Source organism: Paenibacillus wynnii (genome assembly GCF_000757885.1).
GTDB lineage: Bacteria > Bacillota > Bacilli > Paenibacillales > Paenibacillaceae > Paenibacillus_AQ > Paenibacillus_AQ wynnii.
The window spans coordinates 2,737,645-2,752,274 of the sequence record NZ_JQCR01000002.1 but is presented as its reverse complement, the minus strand read 5'-3'; the positions used below and the strand labels follow the sequence as shown (position 1 = coordinate 2,752,274).

The 14,630-nt window shown below is 44.7% G+C and carries 26 protein-coding genes; 3 read left to right on the top strand and 23 right to left on the bottom strand.

Features of this window, described 5'->3' with window-relative positions; translation table 11 throughout:
* Positions 1–69: 69 nt before the first annotated feature.
* From PWYN_RS14940 to PWYN_RS14930, 3 genes are read right to left on the bottom strand one after another with little or no spacing between them, the layout of a single operon-like run.
* Positions 70–423 carry a hypothetical protein gene (locus PWYN_RS14940; RefSeq protein ID WP_036653022.1) on the bottom strand — a complete coding sequence of 118 codons (354 nt, stop codon included), beginning with the start codon at positions 421–423 and terminating at the stop codon, positions 70–72.
* A 58-nt stretch (positions 424–481) separates the two neighbouring features.
* Entirely contained in the window at positions 482–799 is a 318-nt protein-coding gene (locus tag PWYN_RS14935) for a DUF771 domain-containing protein (protein ID WP_036653019.1), read from the bottom strand.
* Positions 780–1,022, bottom strand: a complete 243-nt coding sequence (locus tag PWYN_RS14930; protein ID WP_420805754.1) for a helix-turn-helix domain-containing protein — start codon at positions 1,020–1,022, stop codon at positions 780–782. The genes PWYN_RS14935 and PWYN_RS14930 overlap by 20 nt, the downstream gene beginning before the upstream one ends.
* Before the next feature lie 196 nt (positions 1,023–1,218).
* Between PWYN_RS14930 and PWYN_RS30670 the strand changes: the two genes are divergently transcribed.
* The 3 genes from PWYN_RS30670 (at position 1,219) to PWYN_RS14915 (ending at position 3,786) form a co-directional block, all read left to right on the top strand.
* Positions 1,219–1,617, top strand: a complete 399-nt coding sequence (locus PWYN_RS30670) for a helix-turn-helix domain-containing protein (RefSeq protein ID WP_052087962.1) — start codon at positions 1,219–1,221, stop codon at positions 1,615–1,617.
* 75 nt (positions 1,618–1,692) lie between these two features.
* A complete protein-coding gene (locus PWYN_RS28145; RefSeq protein WP_052087961.1) occupies positions 1,693–2,577 on the top strand; it encodes an ImmA/IrrE family metallo-endopeptidase in 885 nt (294 codons plus the stop codon).
* A 12-nt stretch (positions 2,578–2,589) separates the two neighbouring features.
* Positions 2,590–3,786: a site-specific integrase gene (locus PWYN_RS14915; protein ID WP_052087960.1), complete on the top strand. Its 1,197-nt coding sequence runs from the start codon at positions 2,590–2,592 to the stop codon at positions 3,784–3,786.
* Between the two features lie 97 nt (positions 3,787–3,883).
* Here the strand turns inward: PWYN_RS14915 and rpsI are convergent, their stop codons facing one another.
* The 20 genes from rpsI to PWYN_RS28720 form a co-directional block, all read right to left on the bottom strand.
* Positions 3,884–4,276, bottom strand: a complete 393-nt coding sequence (gene rpsI, locus PWYN_RS14910; RefSeq protein WP_036653017.1) for a 30S ribosomal protein S9 — start codon at positions 4,274–4,276, stop codon at positions 3,884–3,886.
* Positions 4,277–4,295: 19 nt separating this feature from the next.
* The gene (rplM, locus tag PWYN_RS14905; RefSeq protein WP_036653015.1) at positions 4,296–4,733 is read right to left on the bottom strand and encodes a 50S ribosomal protein L13; all 438 of its coding nucleotides are present in this window, start codon (positions 4,731–4,733) and stop codon (positions 4,296–4,298) included.
* Between the two features lie 234 nt (positions 4,734–4,967).
* Entirely contained in the window at positions 4,968–5,747 is a 780-nt protein-coding gene (gene truA, locus PWYN_RS14900; protein ID WP_036653012.1) for a tRNA pseudouridine(38-40) synthase TruA, read from the bottom strand.
* A gap of 188 nt (positions 5,748–5,935) precedes the next feature.
* Positions 5,936–6,301: a 50S ribosomal protein L17 gene (gene rplQ, locus PWYN_RS14895; RefSeq protein ID WP_036653009.1), complete on the bottom strand. Its 366-nt coding sequence runs from the start codon at positions 6,299–6,301 to the stop codon at positions 5,936–5,938.
* Between the two features lie 33 nt (positions 6,302–6,334).
* A complete protein-coding gene (locus PWYN_RS14890) occupies positions 6,335–7,279 on the bottom strand; it encodes a DNA-directed RNA polymerase subunit alpha (RefSeq protein WP_036653005.1) in 945 nt (314 codons plus the stop codon).
* A 133-nt stretch (positions 7,280–7,412) separates the two neighbouring features.
* Positions 7,413–7,808 carry a 30S ribosomal protein S11 gene (rpsK, locus tag PWYN_RS14885; RefSeq protein WP_019908251.1) on the bottom strand — a complete coding sequence of 132 codons (396 nt, stop codon included), beginning with the start codon at positions 7,806–7,808 and terminating at the stop codon, positions 7,413–7,415.
* A gap of 19 nt (positions 7,809–7,827) precedes the next feature.
* Complete coding sequence (gene rpsM / locus PWYN_RS14880; RefSeq protein ID WP_036653001.1) at positions 7,828–8,196, bottom strand: 30S ribosomal protein S13; 369 nt, start codon at positions 8,194–8,196, stop codon at positions 7,828–7,830.
* 19 nt (positions 8,197–8,215) lie between these two features.
* The gene (gene rpmJ, locus PWYN_RS14875; protein WP_003322638.1) at positions 8,216–8,329 is read right to left on the bottom strand and encodes a 50S ribosomal protein L36; all 114 of its coding nucleotides are present in this window, start codon (positions 8,327–8,329) and stop codon (positions 8,216–8,218) included.
* A gap of 90 nt (positions 8,330–8,419) precedes the next feature.
* A complete protein-coding gene (gene infA / locus PWYN_RS14870) occupies positions 8,420–8,635 on the bottom strand; it encodes a translation initiation factor IF-1 (RefSeq protein ID WP_036652996.1) in 216 nt (71 codons plus the stop codon).
* A gap of 2 nt (positions 8,636–8,637) precedes the next feature.
* Positions 8,638–8,946, bottom strand: coding sequence for a KOW domain-containing RNA-binding protein (locus PWYN_RS14865; protein ID WP_036652992.1), 309 nt, complete (start codon positions 8,944–8,946; stop codon positions 8,638–8,640).
* A 10-nt stretch (positions 8,947–8,956) separates the two neighbouring features.
* A complete protein-coding gene (gene map, locus PWYN_RS14860) occupies positions 8,957–9,709 on the bottom strand; it encodes a type I methionyl aminopeptidase (RefSeq protein WP_036652989.1) in 753 nt (250 codons plus the stop codon).
* A 4-nt stretch (positions 9,710–9,713) separates the two neighbouring features.
* Positions 9,714–10,358: an adenylate kinase gene (locus PWYN_RS14855; RefSeq protein WP_036652987.1), complete on the bottom strand. Its 645-nt coding sequence runs from the start codon at positions 10,356–10,358 to the stop codon at positions 9,714–9,716.
* 97 nt (positions 10,359–10,455) lie between these two features.
* Positions 10,456–11,754, bottom strand: a complete 1,299-nt coding sequence (secY, locus tag PWYN_RS14850; RefSeq protein ID WP_036652985.1) for a preprotein translocase subunit SecY — start codon at positions 11,752–11,754, stop codon at positions 10,456–10,458.
* Positions 11,754–12,194: a 50S ribosomal protein L15 gene (gene rplO / locus PWYN_RS14845; RefSeq protein ID WP_036652984.1), complete on the bottom strand. Its 441-nt coding sequence runs from the start codon at positions 12,192–12,194 to the stop codon at positions 11,754–11,756. Before rplO ends, secY begins: the two co-directional genes overlap by 1 nt.
* A gap of 40 nt (positions 12,195–12,234) precedes the next feature.
* Positions 12,235–12,420, bottom strand: a complete 186-nt coding sequence (rpmD, locus tag PWYN_RS14840) for a 50S ribosomal protein L30 (RefSeq protein ID WP_036652983.1) — start codon at positions 12,418–12,420, stop codon at positions 12,235–12,237.
* A 14-nt stretch (positions 12,421–12,434) separates the two neighbouring features.
* The gene (rpsE, locus tag PWYN_RS14835) at positions 12,435–12,932 is read right to left on the bottom strand and encodes a 30S ribosomal protein S5 (RefSeq protein WP_036652980.1); all 498 of its coding nucleotides are present in this window, start codon (positions 12,930–12,932) and stop codon (positions 12,435–12,437) included.
* Positions 12,933–12,959: 27 nt separating this feature from the next.
* Entirely contained in the window at positions 12,960–13,328 is a 369-nt protein-coding gene (gene rplR / locus PWYN_RS14830) for a 50S ribosomal protein L18 (RefSeq protein ID WP_036652970.1), read from the bottom strand.
* An 84-nt stretch (positions 13,329–13,412) separates the two neighbouring features.
* The gene (gene rplF, locus PWYN_RS14825) at positions 13,413–13,955 is read right to left on the bottom strand and encodes a 50S ribosomal protein L6 (RefSeq protein ID WP_036652967.1); all 543 of its coding nucleotides are present in this window, start codon (positions 13,953–13,955) and stop codon (positions 13,413–13,415) included.
* Positions 13,956–13,985: 30 nt separating this feature from the next.
* Positions 13,986–14,384: a 30S ribosomal protein S8 gene (gene rpsH, locus PWYN_RS14820; RefSeq protein ID WP_036652964.1), complete on the bottom strand. Its 399-nt coding sequence runs from the start codon at positions 14,382–14,384 to the stop codon at positions 13,986–13,988.
* Positions 14,385–14,416: 32 nt separating this feature from the next.
* On the bottom strand, positions 14,417–14,602 hold the full coding sequence (locus tag PWYN_RS28720; protein ID WP_013312154.1) for a type Z 30S ribosomal protein S14: 186 nt from the start codon (positions 14,600–14,602) through the stop codon (positions 14,417–14,419).
* Positions 14,603–14,630: the final 28 nt, after the last annotated feature.

Here is a 14,630-nt window from a genome sequence, read left to right as displayed (position 1 = left end):
TCACTGTTACCTTTGTAGTGACTCATATTAAAATTTTCCGCATCACCAGCCCGTGCATTTTTCTTTTCTTCAAGATCTAAATACCCTCTGACTCGACTTCTCTTCCCTTAATGTATTTCCGATCACTTCTAATCGCTCGATAATTTCAGATACCATCTCAACAGCCTGCTTTCCAGCATCACCATGCAAATATCTGATTTGACTGATCCCCACGCCGCAACGAATTACTGCTGATAATCCCTGAATGATTTGATATCTGTAGGGTCCATATGTGTCAGAAAATTTATCTTCGACCATAGCTTTTATTTTCTCCCAGTCCGATGAATAGCTTGGTTGCACTTGCTCCTCTTGAAGATCCTTTTTTAATTGTGCTTTAAGCTCTTCATACTTTTCAGGGGTTAGAACTATATAGTTAGCGTCCATGATTCGCATCTCCTTACCTGTGTATACTTTTCGAATAAGTGGTTATGAAGGCTGAGTATTAACGAATCAGCTTTGAAGGCGACTTATTTAATGACTCGAAATTCATGTCAAGAAATCTAATCATTTCAGAAGCACGAAACATCCAACGACCGCCTTCGCATCCGTTGGAGCACGAACGCATTTCTTTTTTAAAGGCTGGATTCAGTAGAATGTTTGCAAGCAGCCAATCCCTCTTACGGCACGTTTCTACTTCGAGTCGCTTCATATCCCACCAAATACCGGGGCTAAGGTCTTTCATTTGCCGTTTGATTTCAGCCTCTGCTAGTTGTCGGACATAATCCGGATCAATCACAACTTTAATGATTGGGGAGTTCACACGTCTCATCTCCCTCTAGTTCTAAATTTGTTGAGAATAGACGTTCCATATCGCAATCCGAAAAGAAAATTCTTTTAATTTTAAGGGCTTCATCATAGTGAAGTCTAAACTTCCCATGAAGTTTGTCGCTTACCGTTCCGCGTCTCATTTTTAATTCGCGAGACATAGCCGAAATAGTCACACCTCTCCTTTCCATTTCTGAACTTAGATTCGTATAAATCATTCATCTCTCCTCCTTAATGTGCGTAATTGCGTTCGGTGTAATTTGAACTATATACGCAATGACGTTCAAGGTCAAGAGGATATTTCAAAGATATATACTTAATTTCGTTCATTTTATATTTACAAAGATTTTATTGTGATGTAATATGTACCTATATACGGAATAGCGTACATAATATAATGGGGGTATGGAGATCGTGGAGAGAGCAAAAATTATATCTCGCTTAATCGAAGAAAAGGGATACAGCCGTCGCGCTTTTGCAGAACGCATTGGTCTACCTCCAACAACCCTGCAGTCTATGTTAAACCGCGGAGTAGGCGGGGCGGCTATCGATAACGTCCTAAAGGTTACTAAGGGTTTAGGTATAACAATTGACGAACTTGAAGAAATGGTCGCTAACGAAAAAGGCTTTATAGAAAGTTCAGAACGGCAAGATGCACTTAGTCCGGCAGAATTAGCCGAATTCGAGGCATTTATTAACAATCCTGAACATGGCATTTTCTTTAAGAGTTACTTAGATGCACCTGAAGAGCGAAAAAAAGACCTACAAAAGGTCTGGGAGATTATTAAACGCGCTTCTGAAGACGAAAAATAAATTCTGTAGCATCAGCTATCAGGCTGGTTCTGCACACCCATACATACGAACAAATGATCCTATTGGAGGGGTATTATGTTTAAATATTACAAAAAAACTCATCTTGAACAATTTACAGAGCAACTTTATATAGGGAATGACATCCTGATTCCTAAGAATATTACAACTGACTTTATTGCAGACAGACTCGGAATATCAGTTGTGCTTTTTAATTCAGAAAGTCTATCTCATGAAACGAATAACGGCAAAAAAATTATTTTTCTTGATGACCGCAAATCGGTTTTGGAGCAGAGAGAGGATTTTCTACACGAGCTGTGCCATTTATTGCGTCATGCCGGAAATCAGGCTACCCTACCCTCACCATTTGTAAAGTATCAGGAAGAAGACGCAGAGTTGTTCGTCCTTTACGCTTCCCTACCCTATTTCATGATTGAGCAACTAAATTTATCTCCTGATCATGGACAAGCTATCAAACAAATTTCAAATGCCTTTTCTACCAGTATTAAATTGGCAAAAAAACGATATGATCAAATTTTGCGCCGGGAATACGAAGGAACTGTGTGTACTAAGACTTCCGCTACATGTCAACCGCGAAAGGAGGTGAAATCGAATATTGGCGATAAAATGGAATGTGCGGTTTATTACGATCCTTCAGGAACGATTGATGGCCCCTCTCAACTTATTGTCACCCTAGACGAATGGACCCTTATGAATTGCCGGGAAATTGAATTACCAATAGGTGAGCGACTACCAGAGGTCGACCTTGAAGAAATGCATCAGATCGAGTGTATCCCAGCTCTTAGTAGCGATGTTTTTTGTTTTGATGGAATTATTACGCTGCAGGTCCATCAGCTTTTGTACAGGCATGGATTAAAGAAGAATTGCTTTATTATTCAAATGAACGATATTGAAATGAAAATTGCACGTGATCAGGCAATGACACGGAATTTAACATGGTAAGGAGGATTAGTTATGGCAAGCTTTCAAAAATATACGACTAAAGATGGCGTTCGCTGGTTGTACAAGTATTACGGTGAAGTCAATCCAGAAACCGGAAAGAAGAAGCCTTCAACCAAACGTGGATTTAAAACGAAAAAGGAAGCTCAGTTGGACGCTGCTCAAACTGAAAAAGAAGTTGCTGACGGATCGTTCGTAGCTCAGGACAAAACTACAACATTCCAGCAGGTCTATGAACAATGGTACGAAACTCATTCACCAAACTTTAAACCCAGCACAAAGAAGGCTGTCCTCTCCAAATTCAAGAAGCAGCTGCTCCCTCACTTTGGAGCAATCAAGATGCGGGATATCACCCGCTCCTACTGCCAGGAAGTCATAAACAAGATGGCGAAGGATATCAAGACGATTGCTAACATGAAAATGTATGCCAATCAGATTTTTGAGTATGCAATTAGGATGGATATTCGGACAACCAACCCGATGAAAGGCGTTGTGATTCCCATGGATGAAAGTGAACATTTGGCTGACGAGGATGGTATACAGAGAAATTTTTGGGAAAAACACGAAATCCGGAGATTTCTCGGTATTGTTAAGAAGGATTGTTCCCAACGCGATTACATGTTGTTCCATTTGCTGATCTATACCGGCGCACGCAAAGGGGAGATTCTGGCACTTCGCTGGAATGACATTGACTTCAAGAATAAGAGTCTTACATTGAACAAAACTTTGTTCCAAGATAAGACAGGCTTCATGTCTCTGACCTCCAAAACTGCTGCTTCCCGCCGTGTCCTTAGTTTGGACGACACTACTCTTGGATTACTACGAAAACGCCGCTCTGAGCAAAACAGAGGCCCTGTAGCGCCTATCGGGTCAAAGGATGATCGTTATATCTTTGCACGGGAAGATGATACGCCTCTTCGGCTGGCCTATCCTAACGACAAGCTGGCTGAGATCATACGCCTATACAATCTTCACCCTGTCACAGTCCACGGGTTGCGTCATACCCATGCTTCGCTACTCTTTGAGGCCGGAGCGAGCATTAAGGAAGTCCAAGAGCGCCTGGGGCACTCTGATATCAAAATGACCATGAACATCTATACGCACGTAACCAAGTCAGTGAAAGAGAAGACTGCTGACCGGTTCGAAAAATTCATGGAGACTGATGAACAAATTACTGGTTCGGATGTGGTCACGAATGGTCAGGAAGAATAAATATGGTCAAAATATGGTCACGGCCAATTCAGAGGGCAAAATTAAAGCCCCTGACCATGAAGGCCAAGGGCTGAAATTCGTTGATATGACGGGCTTTTTAACGTTTCGAGAACTGAGGAGCACGACGTGCTGCTTTCAGACCGTATTTCTTACGTTCCTTCATACGTGGGTCACGAGTCAGGAAGCCTGCTTTTTTAAGTGATGGACGGAAGTCCGGATCAGCTTTCAAAAGTGCACGGGAGATACCATGACGGATTGCTCCGGCTTGGCCAGATATTCCGCCGCCATGAGCGATAACCAGAACATCATAATTGCCCAGTGTTTCAGTCAGTGTCAAAGGTTGTTTGACGATCATCTTCAGTGTTTCCACACCGAAATATTCGTCCATCTCACGTTTGTTAATGACAATGCGTCCTTCACCCGGTATGAGGCGAACACGTGCTACCGAATGTTTACGACGACCTGTCCCATAGTATTGTACTTGTGCCATGAAACTGTCCTCCCTTATCTTATCCGCGAAGTTCGTAAACTTCTGGTTTTTGTGCTGCGTGTGGATGCTCAGCGCCTGCATAGACTTTCAATCTCAGCTTCATATGGTCGCCTTGACGAGTCTTAGGAATCATACCGTGAACAGCAAATTCAATCATCCGCTCAGGTTTAGTTTTAATCAAATCTTCAGCAACAGTGACTTTCAAGCCACCTGGATGCATCGAGTGACGGTAGTATTTCTTGTTTTGCATTTTCTTGCCTGTCAAGTGAATCTTCTCAGCGTTGATAACAACTACGAAATCTCCTGTATCAACATGTGGAGTGAATTGCGGTTTGTGTTTGCCACGGATCAAAGCAGCGGCTTCACTGGCCAAACGACCAAGAGTTTTGCCTTCGGCGTCGATGATGTGCCAATTGCGCGCAACTTCGTTCGGCTTCGCCATATAGGTGGTACGCATGAATGTTTCCTCCTTGTTCTCGTACGAAAATCAGCTGTTTCGTATATCTTGTTTCTCATTGAATTACGATTATGTGAGTTAAGTAAAGCATTTGTTTGGTGTAATCTCGATCGGGGCTGTGGGATAGCCATCAAGAAAACACAACTTTTATATTACAGTATAAACATACCAAGTGCAAGCATATTTTCATATAATTCTGTGCTTTTTTAAAATAAAAAAACAAGAGTGATAAACTCACTTTTCAGTCTCACCATACTCGACATTCCAAAGTGCCAGACCTTTTGCAATAGCAGTCGGACCAGCTGCGGCCCGATCGCATGCTGCTAAAATATGAGCAACATCATCAGCCTGACATTTGCCTTCTCCAACGTTGATCAGAGTCCCCATTATTATGCGAACCATGTGTTGAAGAAACCCACTGCCTGTAATATAAGTATGAATAACCCCTTGATCCGAGGATCCCGGTCGGCACATACTTCGGTCCACTTCCATATGAGTCTCAAAGATTGTTCGTACGTGCGAAGTCTTTGTAGACCTACGGGAAGCAAACGACGTAAAGTCATGTGTACCTATAACATGAGCCAATCCTTGCTCCATAGCCGGTATATTTAAAGCTACTGGATGATGATACTGCCAGCGCCGCTGAAAAGGATCAGGGAACCGATTACCGTTAATCAGATAGCGGTAGGTCTTTCGCTTCGCCCCCCTGCGGGAGTGAAATGAAAGCGGAACCTCACAAGCTTCTGTAACCACGATATCTTGCGGCAGCCTGGTATTCAGCGCTAGACACCAACGTTCTATAGGTATACGTGATGAGGTCAGGAAATTAAACGGCTGTCCGTAAGCATGTACACCTGCGTCTGTCCGGCCTGAAGCTGTAATCTTAAGGCCTTCACCCGTCAGATGATGTATTGCCTTCTCCAACTGATCCTGAATCGTATTGCCCTTAGGTTGAGTCTGAAAGCCATCATAATGGGTTCCGTCATAATTGACCTTCATGAATAGATTGCGCATAGCGTTCTCCTTCTTCTATCAAAAAAAAAGAGCCCCGGCGGGAGCTCCTTCCATTGAACCAAGGTGATCTCCGCGGTTTACTGCACAACAGGCTTCCGCCCAAGCAGTACAGTAATTCTGATCTTACCCCTAATCCATTCTCCGAAGAAAATGGAAATAAGGGTACAATCGGAAATCATAACTTGTTACTACGCGCGGTCTACCAGTTCAAGATAAACCATAGGCGCAGCGTCACCACGACGAGGTCCGAGTTTCAGGATACGAGTGTATCCACCTGGACGCTCTGTGTAGCGAGGAGCAATTTCAGCGAACAATTTTTGAATTGCATCTTGTTGACCGTCAATAGTCTCGCGACGAACAAAAGCTGCTACTTGACGACGAGCATGAAGATCGCCCTTTTTCGCCTTAGTGATTAGTTTCTCAGCGATGGAACGTACTTCCTTCGCCTTGGCTTCCGTGGTTTGGATACGCTCATATAAGAACAGGTCCGTTACCAAGTCGCGAAATAACGCTTTACGCGCACTGGAATCACGGCCCAACTTTTGGTATGCCATGTTAATTCCCTCCTTTACTCTAGCAATCTTGTGCTATTCTTCAGTCCGCAGTCCTAAACCGAGTTCCTCAAGCTTTTCTTGTACTTCTTCCAAAGATTTGCGGCCCAAGTTACGGACTTTCATCATATCTTCTTCAGTTTTAGTAGTCAGCTCTTGTACGGTATTAATACCAGCACGTTTGAGGCAGTTGTACGAACGAACAGAAAGATCAAGCTCTTCGATTGTCATCTCAAGCACTTTTTCTTTTTTGTCTTCTTCTTTTTCAACCATAATTTCGGCGTCTTTCGCTTCATCCGTAAGTCCTACGAATAATACGAGGTGCTCGTTCAAAATTTTGGCTCCGAGGCTTACAGCCTCTTCCGGTCTGATACTGCCATCTGTCCATACTTCCAACGTTAATTTGTCATAGTTAGTTACTTGACCAACACGAGTGTTGTCTATGCCATAGTTAACGCGTGAAATAGGAGTGTAGATAGAGTCAACTGGAATAACACCAATAGGCTGGTCATCATGCTTGTTACGGTCCGCTTGGACGTAACCGCGACCGCGGCCTGCAAAAATACGCATGTGAAGTCTCGCGCCAGGTCCCAGCGTTGCAATGTGAAGATCCGGGTTCAGGATCTCGACGTCGCTGTCCGCACGGATATCACCGGCGGTAACGACGCCTTCCCCTTCAGCATCAATCTCAAACACTTTTTCTTCGTCTGAGTGAATCTTTAAAGACAAAGCTTTCAGGTTCAAGATGATTTCTGTCACATCTTCCATTACGCCAGGAACGGTCGAGAACTCATGCAGAACGCCGTCAATTTGGACCGAAGTCACTGCGGCTCCTGGAAGGGAGGACAGCAGTATCCGGCGAAGCGAGTTCCCCAGAGTTGTGCCATATCCACGTTCCAACGGTTCAACTATAAATTTCCCATAGGTTCCTTCATCATTCGCTTCTACGGTCTCAATCTTCGGCTTTTCGATTTCTATCACGAGTGTACCCCTCCTTCAAACGTCGCTCCTATATGAAACTGTCACCCCATCAGGTGGATCATGTAGTATGCCTAAACACCCATTATTAGCAGTTAGTGCCGGAAATATACCACACATCTCATTGCTGATTTAACTATACGCGGCGACGTTTCGGTGGACGGCAACCATTGTGAGGAACCGGAGTAACGTCTTTGATAAGGTTAACTTCTAGGCCTGCGGCTTGAAGTGAACGGATGGCTGCCTCGCGGCCCGCGCCCGGTCCTTTAACCATAACTTCAACGGATTTCATGCCGTGTTCCATAGCTGCTTTAGCTGCTGATTCAGCTGCCATTTGCGCTGCAAATGGAGTGGACTTACGGGAACCTTTAAATCCTTGGCCGCCGGAGCTAGCCCAGGAAATTGCATTTCCGTGAGGATCCGTGATGGTAACGATGGTATTGTTGAACGTGGAACGAATGTGTGCCACGCCGGATTCGATATTTTTACGGTCGCGACGTTTTGTACGTACGACTTTTTTCGGTTTAGCCATTGTCTCTTATCCCCCCCTATTATTTTTTCTTGTTAGCTACCGTACGACGCGGGCCCTTACGGGTACGGGCATTCGTTTTGGTACGTTGACCGCGAACAGGTAATCCACGACGGTGACGAACACCGCGGTAGCAACCGATCTCGATAAGACGTTTAATATTCAAGGAAATTTCACGACGCAAGTCGCCTTCTACCTTGGCTGTTTTGTCGATCGTTTCACGCAGTTTGCTGACTTCATCTTCCGTCAAATCACGGACACGTGTATTAGCGCTAATGCCTGTTTCGTTAAGAATTTTCTGGGAAGTCGTTTTACCGATTCCGAAAATATAAGTCAAGGCGATCTCAACGCGTTTATCACGTGGTAAGTCCACTCCAGCTATACGAGCCATTTTACGCTACACCCCCTTCTTATCCTTGTTTTTGTTTATGTTTCGGATTTTCGCAAATCACCATAACAGTCCCTTTGCGGCGAATTACTTTACATTTCTCGCAAATGGGCTTTACAGAAGGTCTTACCTTCATGTTAATTACCTCCTATAAGTTTTACGTAAGTAAAACTGGGTTCGAAAGCCTATGCTTAGGTGAAGCAACAACTTTCTTTGTGCTTCCCATCTATTTACGGTAAGTTATACGACCTTTTGATAAATCATAAGGCGATAACTGTACGACTACTTTGTCTCCAGTCAAAATACGGATAAAGTGCATCCGAAGCTTGCCGGATACATGAGCAAGAATTTGATGACCATTCTCCAATTCAACCTTAAAGGTTGCATTTGGCAACGGTTCAAGAACGGTTCCTTCTACCTCAATAACGTCTTCTTTAGCCACAGTTAGTCTCCTTTCTCATCAGCGCTTTTGTCGGTGGATTTCAAAAACTTCATAACTGCAAAACGCAGCTTTCCATTCGTAACCCGTCCGCTTTCTTTCAAACTGTTCACAACCTCACTGCTGACGATAGGTAAAGGCTCCAGATGAAGATTACTCTTCTTCTTCGGCACGTCAAACTTACGTTTGTCCCCGTCCGCAATATACACAAACCTGCTGTCTACTACATTGATAACAACGGCAACCTCTCCAGCATCTTTGCCTTTAAGGATTCTCACCAATTGACCAACCTGCGGGCTGCTCTGAGCATTCAACTAAGATCACCTACGCATTCAGTTTCGTGAAAATTTCCATGCCGTCCGGAGTAACCGCAACCGTATGCTCAAAGTGAGCGCACAGTGAGCCATCAACCGTAACGACTGTCCAGTTATCTTCCAGCGTTCTGACATAGCGTTTACCTACGTTAACCATTGGCTCAATCGCGAGTACCATACCCGGTTTCAGCCGCGGTCCGCGGTCCGATATGCCATAGTTCGGGATTTGCGGTTCTTCATGCAGTTCTGCCCCAATGCCATGACCGACATACTCGCGTACAACCGAGAAACCAGCCTCTTCGATGTACATTTGGATAGCATGGGAGATTGTAAACAAGCGCACATCCGGTTTAACTAACGCCAGTCCTGCGTAGAGAGAGCCTTCCGTAACATCCAGCAGCTGCTGTGCCTGTTCCGAAATACTACCCACTCCGTAGGTCCAAGCGGAATCACCGTGATAACCACGATATTGCGCACCGATATCAAGCGAGATAATATCGCCTTCGATCAACTTGCGTTTACCCGGAAATCCATGCACCAATTGTTCGTTGACTGAAGCGCAAATGCTGGCAGGAAAACCGTTGTAGCCTTTGAAAGATGGCACGGCACCTTGACTGCGAATGTATTGATCGGCGATGCTGTCGAGCTCTCCGGTCGTAATCCCAGGTTCAATGGCCTGTGCGATAAGACGGTGGCTCTCGGCAACAATTCGACCAGCTTCCCTCATAAAGGCAAGTTCCTGTTCGGATTTACAAATGATCATTACATTAACCCCGCAGTAAAGATACAATTTCAGAGGAAACGACATTAATTTCGTTTTCTCCGTTAACCTGACGCAAAAGACCCATATTCTCATAAAAAGCAAGCAACGGTGCAGTCTTGTTGTCATACTCATCCAGACGCTTGCCTACACTTTGTTCATTATCATCCGGACGTTGATATAGTTCACCGCCGTCAACATCGCAAATGCCATCTTGCTTCGGCGGGTTGAAAATCAAATGGTAGGATGCCCCGCAAACATTGCAGATACGGCGTCCAGTTAGACGCGCCATCAGCAAGCCCCGGTCCACATTCAAGTTGATTACATGATCCAATGAAGTATTTAAGCGGGCTAAAATTTCATTGAGCGCTTCCGCTTGCGAAAGAGTTCTTGGAAAGCCGTCCAATAAAAAACCTTTTTCGCAATCGGACTGCTGCAACCGCTCTTCTACAATTCCTATGGTCACATCATCTGGTACAAGTAAGCCTTGATCAATGAAGGATTTGGCCTTCAGACCCACAGGAGTACCTTGCTTAATAGCTAAGCGAAATGCATCTCCTGTAGAGATATGAGGTATTCCAAGTTCCTTCACGATCTCTGCTGCTTGTGTTCCCTTGCCTGCCCCAGGAGGGCCCATGAATAAAATGTTCACGATTTCTCTCTCCCCCCAAAAGTTCGCCACCAAGCAAGAAACAGCACAATAGGTGCCGGGAAGGCAGTAAACTCAAAGCTTCTCCGGAACCTATCGCCTATTTATTAATGAAGCCTTTGTAATGGCGTTTAATCAATTGGCTCTCGATCTGCTTCATAGTATCCAATGCCACACCGATTACGATCAGCAGTGCAGTACCGCCGATTTGAACCTGTCTTGGCAACCCAGAGAAACTACCGAAGATTACTGGCATTACAGAGATAAGAGCCAGGAACAACGCACCAGACATGGTCAGGCGGGACATTACCTTGGTCAAATACTTCTCCGTTGCTTTACCAGGCCGAATACCAGGTATATATCCACCGTTCTTCTTCATGTTATCAGCCATCTGCTGTGGATTCATCTGAACAAACGTGTAAAAGAACGTAAATCCAATAATCATCACAACATACAGAAGCATGCCGAGCGGTGCGTCCATTGCCATATACTTGGCAATCCACTTCGCCCAACCATGTGTAGACCAGAAACTGGAGATAACAACTGGAAACTGAAGTAGTGAAACTGCGAAGATAACTGGAATTACACCTGCAGCATTAATTTTCATCGGAATGTGGGTGTTTTGTCCACCGTACATTTTGTTACCGACTACTCGTTTAGCATATTGCACTGGTATCTTACGAATACCTTGCTGCACGAAGATAACTCCTGTAATAATCGCAATTATCACAATAATCACAATAACCACTTTAAGAATATTCAGGAACACCTGATCCGGCTGAATAAAGCTTGATTGTGCCGTACTCGTGATATAACCCGGTATGGCAGAGACGATTCCAGCAAAAATCAGGATCGAAATCCCGTTTCCTATTCCCTTTTCTGTAATCTGCTCACCTAGCCACATCAGGAAAGAAGTACCTGCAGTCAATATAATAGCTATGAGCAGGTAATCCGCAAAGGTCGCATTCGGAATCATTTCAGTGCCATAAATCCGGTTAAACCCGATTGAAGTAGCAAAACCCTGGATTAGAGCCAATACTACTGTACCGTATCGGGTAATCTGCGCCAATTGTTTTTTTCCGTGCTCCCCTTGTTTTGCCCATTCAGCAAACTTAGGAACAACATCCATCGATAATAATTGTACGATAATGGATGCTGTAATGTACGGGTAAATACTGATCGCAAATATCGAAAAGTTTTTGAGCGCTCCACCCGAGAAGGTGTTCAAAAGACCCATCAAAGCGTCGCCGCTCTGATTCGCTGTTTCCAGTACATCTTTGTTCACGCCTGGTACTGGTACGAACGAACCAATCCGATAGATGAACAGAATAAACAGGGTGAACAGGATCCTTTTGCGCAAATCTTCAACATGCCATATATTCTTAAGCGTCTTGAACATTAGATCACCTCGGTTTTACCGCCGGCAGCCTCGATTTTCTCCACCGCAGATTGAGAGAACTTATTAGCTTGTACAGTCAATTTAACGGACAATTCGCCATTACCAAGAATCTTAATACCGCTCTTAGAGTTCTTGACAACGCCTGTTTCAAGCAACAATGCAGGGGTTACTTCAGTACCTTCTGCAAAGTTGTTGAGTTCTTCAAGGTTCACAATCGCGTACTCTTTACGGGTAGGATTGACGAAACCACGTTTAGGCAGACGACGATAGAGTGGGTTTTGACCCCCCTCGAAGCCTAGACGAACACCACCGCCGGAGCGGGAGTTTTGACCTTTATGACCGCGGCCGGACGTTTTACCGTTTCCACTACTAGGACCGCGACCTACGCGATTGCGTTCTTTGCGGGAACCCGGAGCCGGAGCAAGTTCATGTAACTTCATCGTTTGCACCTCCTTATGTCTGATAATTTATACGAGGCATTTAGCCTTCGATTTCAGTAACTGCTAACAAGTGGCCCACTTTATTGATCATTCCGCGAATCGCGGGAGTATCATTATGAACCACGGACGAGTTAAGTTTACGCAGGCCGAGCGTCTTAACGGTAACACGTTGTGTTTCCGGACGTCCGATTACGCTGCGAACGAGGGTAATTTGCAATTTTGCCATTGACGTTCCCCTCCTTAACCGCGTAATTCTTCGACAGATTTGCCGCGAAGTTTCGCGACCTCTTCAATGCGCTTCAAGCGGGAAAGTCCCTCCAAAGTTGCATTGACCATGTTCATGGAATTCGAAGAACCCAAAGATTTTGTCAAGATATCGCCAACGCCCGCCAATTCCAATACTGCACGAACCGGACCACCAGCAATAACGCCGGTACCTTCTGATGCTGGTTTCAGCAACACTCGGCCTGCGCCGAAATGTCCTGTAACCAAGTGAGGAATCGAAGTTCCTACGATTGGAATGTGGATCAGGTTTTTCTTAGCATCTTCAATGCCTTTACGGATGGCATCCGGTACTTCGCCGGCTTTACCGATTCCAGCACCGACGTAGCCATTGCCATCGCCGACAACTACCAGTGCGCTAAAGCTGAAACGGCGTCCGCCTTTTACAACTTTAGCAACACGGTTGATGTGTACAACTCTTTCTGTCAGCTCTAAACTGTTCGGATCTACACGCAAGTCGTTAACCTCCTTTTAAGAAATATTCTAGAACTCAAGACCAGCCTCGCGAGCTGCATCAGCCAATGCTTGAATCCGTCCATGGTACAAGTATCCACCGCGGTCAAATACAACCACTGCGTATCCTTTTTCTTTAGCACGTTCAGCGACCAATTGGCCCACTTTACTTGCAGCTTCAACGCTACCGCCATTACCGATTGTAGCACTCAGATCTTTATCACGTGTCGAGGCGGATACGATTGTAACGCCAGTCACATCATCAATCAATTGAGCATAGATGTGTTTCGAAGAACGGAACACATTCAAACGTGGACGCTCAGTAGTACCCTGAATTTTCTTACGAACGCGCAGGTGTCTTTTGAGGCGAGCCTTGTTTTTATCGTCTTTTGTAATCATGACTTTCCTTTCACTCCCTTCAGTTGCCGTAGGGCAGTTTCACATTAAGATGCGCGGGGTATTTCCCAATTAAGGCTTAGCCGATTATTTCTTCTTACCAGCTTTACCTTCTTTGCGGATGATACGCTCGCCTTCATATTTGATACCTTTACCTTTATACGGCTCTGGTTCACGTACGGAACGAATTTTAGCAGCATATGCGCCAACGCGTTCTTTGTCGATCCCTTTAACGATGATTTTCGTGTTCGCAGGAACTTCGAACTCGATACCTGGCTCCGGTGAAATTTCAACCGGGTGGGAGTAACCAACGTTCAGAACGATTTTGTCTCCGGATTTGCTGGCACGATATCCGACCCCTACCATCTCCAGAGATTTCGAGAACCCTTCAGTAACACCACTCACCATGTTGTTGACAACGGAGCGGGTTGTGCCGTGAAGTGAACGATGCAATTTGTTGTCCGATGGGCGAACAACTGTGATTTCGTTATTTTCAATCGTAATCTTCATGTCTTTATGAAGCTCACGAGTCAAAGAGCCTTTTGGACCTTTTACTGTAATAACGGTGTTATCCAAAGTGATATCTACACCGCTAGGTACTGCGATTGGTTTGCGACCAATACGAGACATGTGTTGCACCTCCTTATCTTGTGACGTTTATTACCAAATGTAGCAGACAACTTCTCCGCCGGATTTAGATTGACGAGCTTCTTTATCGGTCATAACTCCCTTAGATGTGGAGACAATCGCGATTCCTAGACCGCCGAGTACACGAGGAACTTCATTGCTCTTCGTGTAAACGCGAAGGCCTGGTTTACTAATTCTTTTCAAACCTGTAATTACACGCTCTTGGTTAGGGCCGTATTTCAAGAAGATACGGATAATCCCTTGTTTGCTATCTTCAACATATTCCGCATCACGAATGAAACCTTCACGCTTCAAGATATCAGCGATTTGTTTCTTCATTGTCGAAGCAGGCATTTCTACGGTTTCGTGACGCACTGTATTGGCGTTACGAATACGAGTAAGCATATCTGCAATAGGATCAGACATAGTCATGTGTGTAAACCTCCTTCCCGTTTATAAACTTCTTACCAACTTGCTTTTTTGACGCCAGGAATCTGGCCTTTATAAGCTAACTCACGGAAACAAATTCTGCAAATTTTGAACTTTTGCAGTACTGAATGTGGACGACCACAACGTTCGCAACGTGTATATGCACGTACTTTAAACTTAGGCGTACGTTGTTGTTTAACTTTCATCGAAGTTTTTGCCACTTTAGCCTGACACCTCCTAAACAGTTTC

Excerpts from the sequence above, each read along its gene's own strand:
- map (WP_036652989.1), bottom strand. The coding sequence starts at position 9,709 with ATGATCATTTGTAAATCCGAACAGGAACTTGCCTTTATGAGGGAAGCT.
- rplM (WP_036653015.1), bottom strand. The coding sequence starts at position 4,733 with ATGCGTACCACCTATATGGCGAAGCCGAACGAAGTTGCGCGCAATTGG.
- rpmJ (WP_003322638.1), bottom strand. The coding sequence starts at position 8,329 with ATGAAGGTAAGACCTTCTGTAAAGCCCATTTGCGAGAAATGTAAAGTA.
- PWYN_RS14940 (WP_036653022.1), bottom strand. The coding sequence starts at position 423 with ATGGACGCTAACTATATAGTTCTAACCCCTGAAAAGTATGAAGAGCTT.
- PWYN_RS14915 (WP_052087960.1), top strand. The coding sequence starts at position 2,590 with ATGGCAAGCTTTCAAAAATATACGACTAAAGATGGCGTTCGCTGGTTG.
- rplF (WP_036652967.1), bottom strand. The coding sequence starts at position 13,955 with ATGTCTCGTATTGGTCGCAAACCAATCGCAGTACCTAGCGGTGTAGAT.
- truA (WP_036653012.1), bottom strand. The coding sequence starts at position 5,747 with ATGCGCAATCTATTCATGAAGGTCAATTATGACGGAACCCATTATGAT.
- rpsH (WP_036652964.1), bottom strand. The coding sequence starts at position 14,384 with ATGACTATGTCTGATCCTATTGCAGATATGCTTACTCGTATTCGTAAC.
- rpmD (WP_036652983.1), bottom strand. The coding sequence starts at position 12,420 with ATGGCAAAATTGCAAATTACCCTCGTTCGCAGCGTAATCGGACGTCCG.
- rplR (WP_036652970.1), bottom strand. The coding sequence starts at position 13,328 with ATGATTACAAAAGACGATAAAAACAAGGCTCGCCTCAAAAGACACCTG.
- rpsK (WP_019908251.1), bottom strand. The coding sequence starts at position 7,808 with ATGGCTAAACCGAAAAAAGTCGTACGTACAAAACGTCGCGACCGTAAA.
- PWYN_RS14930 (WP_420805754.1), bottom strand. The coding sequence starts at position 1,022 with ATGATTTATACGAATCTAAGTTCAGAAATGGAAAGGAGAGGTGTGACT.
- rplQ (WP_036653009.1), bottom strand. The coding sequence starts at position 6,301 with ATGGCATACCAAAAGTTGGGCCGTGATTCCAGTGCGCGTAAAGCGTTA.
- rplO (WP_036652984.1), bottom strand. The coding sequence starts at position 12,194 with ATGAAGTTACATGAACTTGCTCCGGCTCCGGGTTCCCGCAAAGAACGC.
- rpsI (WP_036653017.1), bottom strand. The coding sequence starts at position 4,276 with ATGGCACAAGTACAATACTATGGGACAGGTCGTCGTAAACATTCGGTA.
- secY (WP_036652985.1), bottom strand. The coding sequence starts at position 11,754 with ATGTTCAAGACGCTTAAGAATATATGGCATGTTGAAGATTTGCGCAAA.
- PWYN_RS28145 (WP_052087961.1), top strand. The coding sequence starts at position 1,693 with ATGTTTAAATATTACAAAAAAACTCATCTTGAACAATTTACAGAGCAA.
- rpsM (WP_036653001.1), bottom strand. The coding sequence starts at position 8,196 with ATGGCTCGTATAGCTGGAGTGGACTTACCACGTGATAAACGCGTTGAG.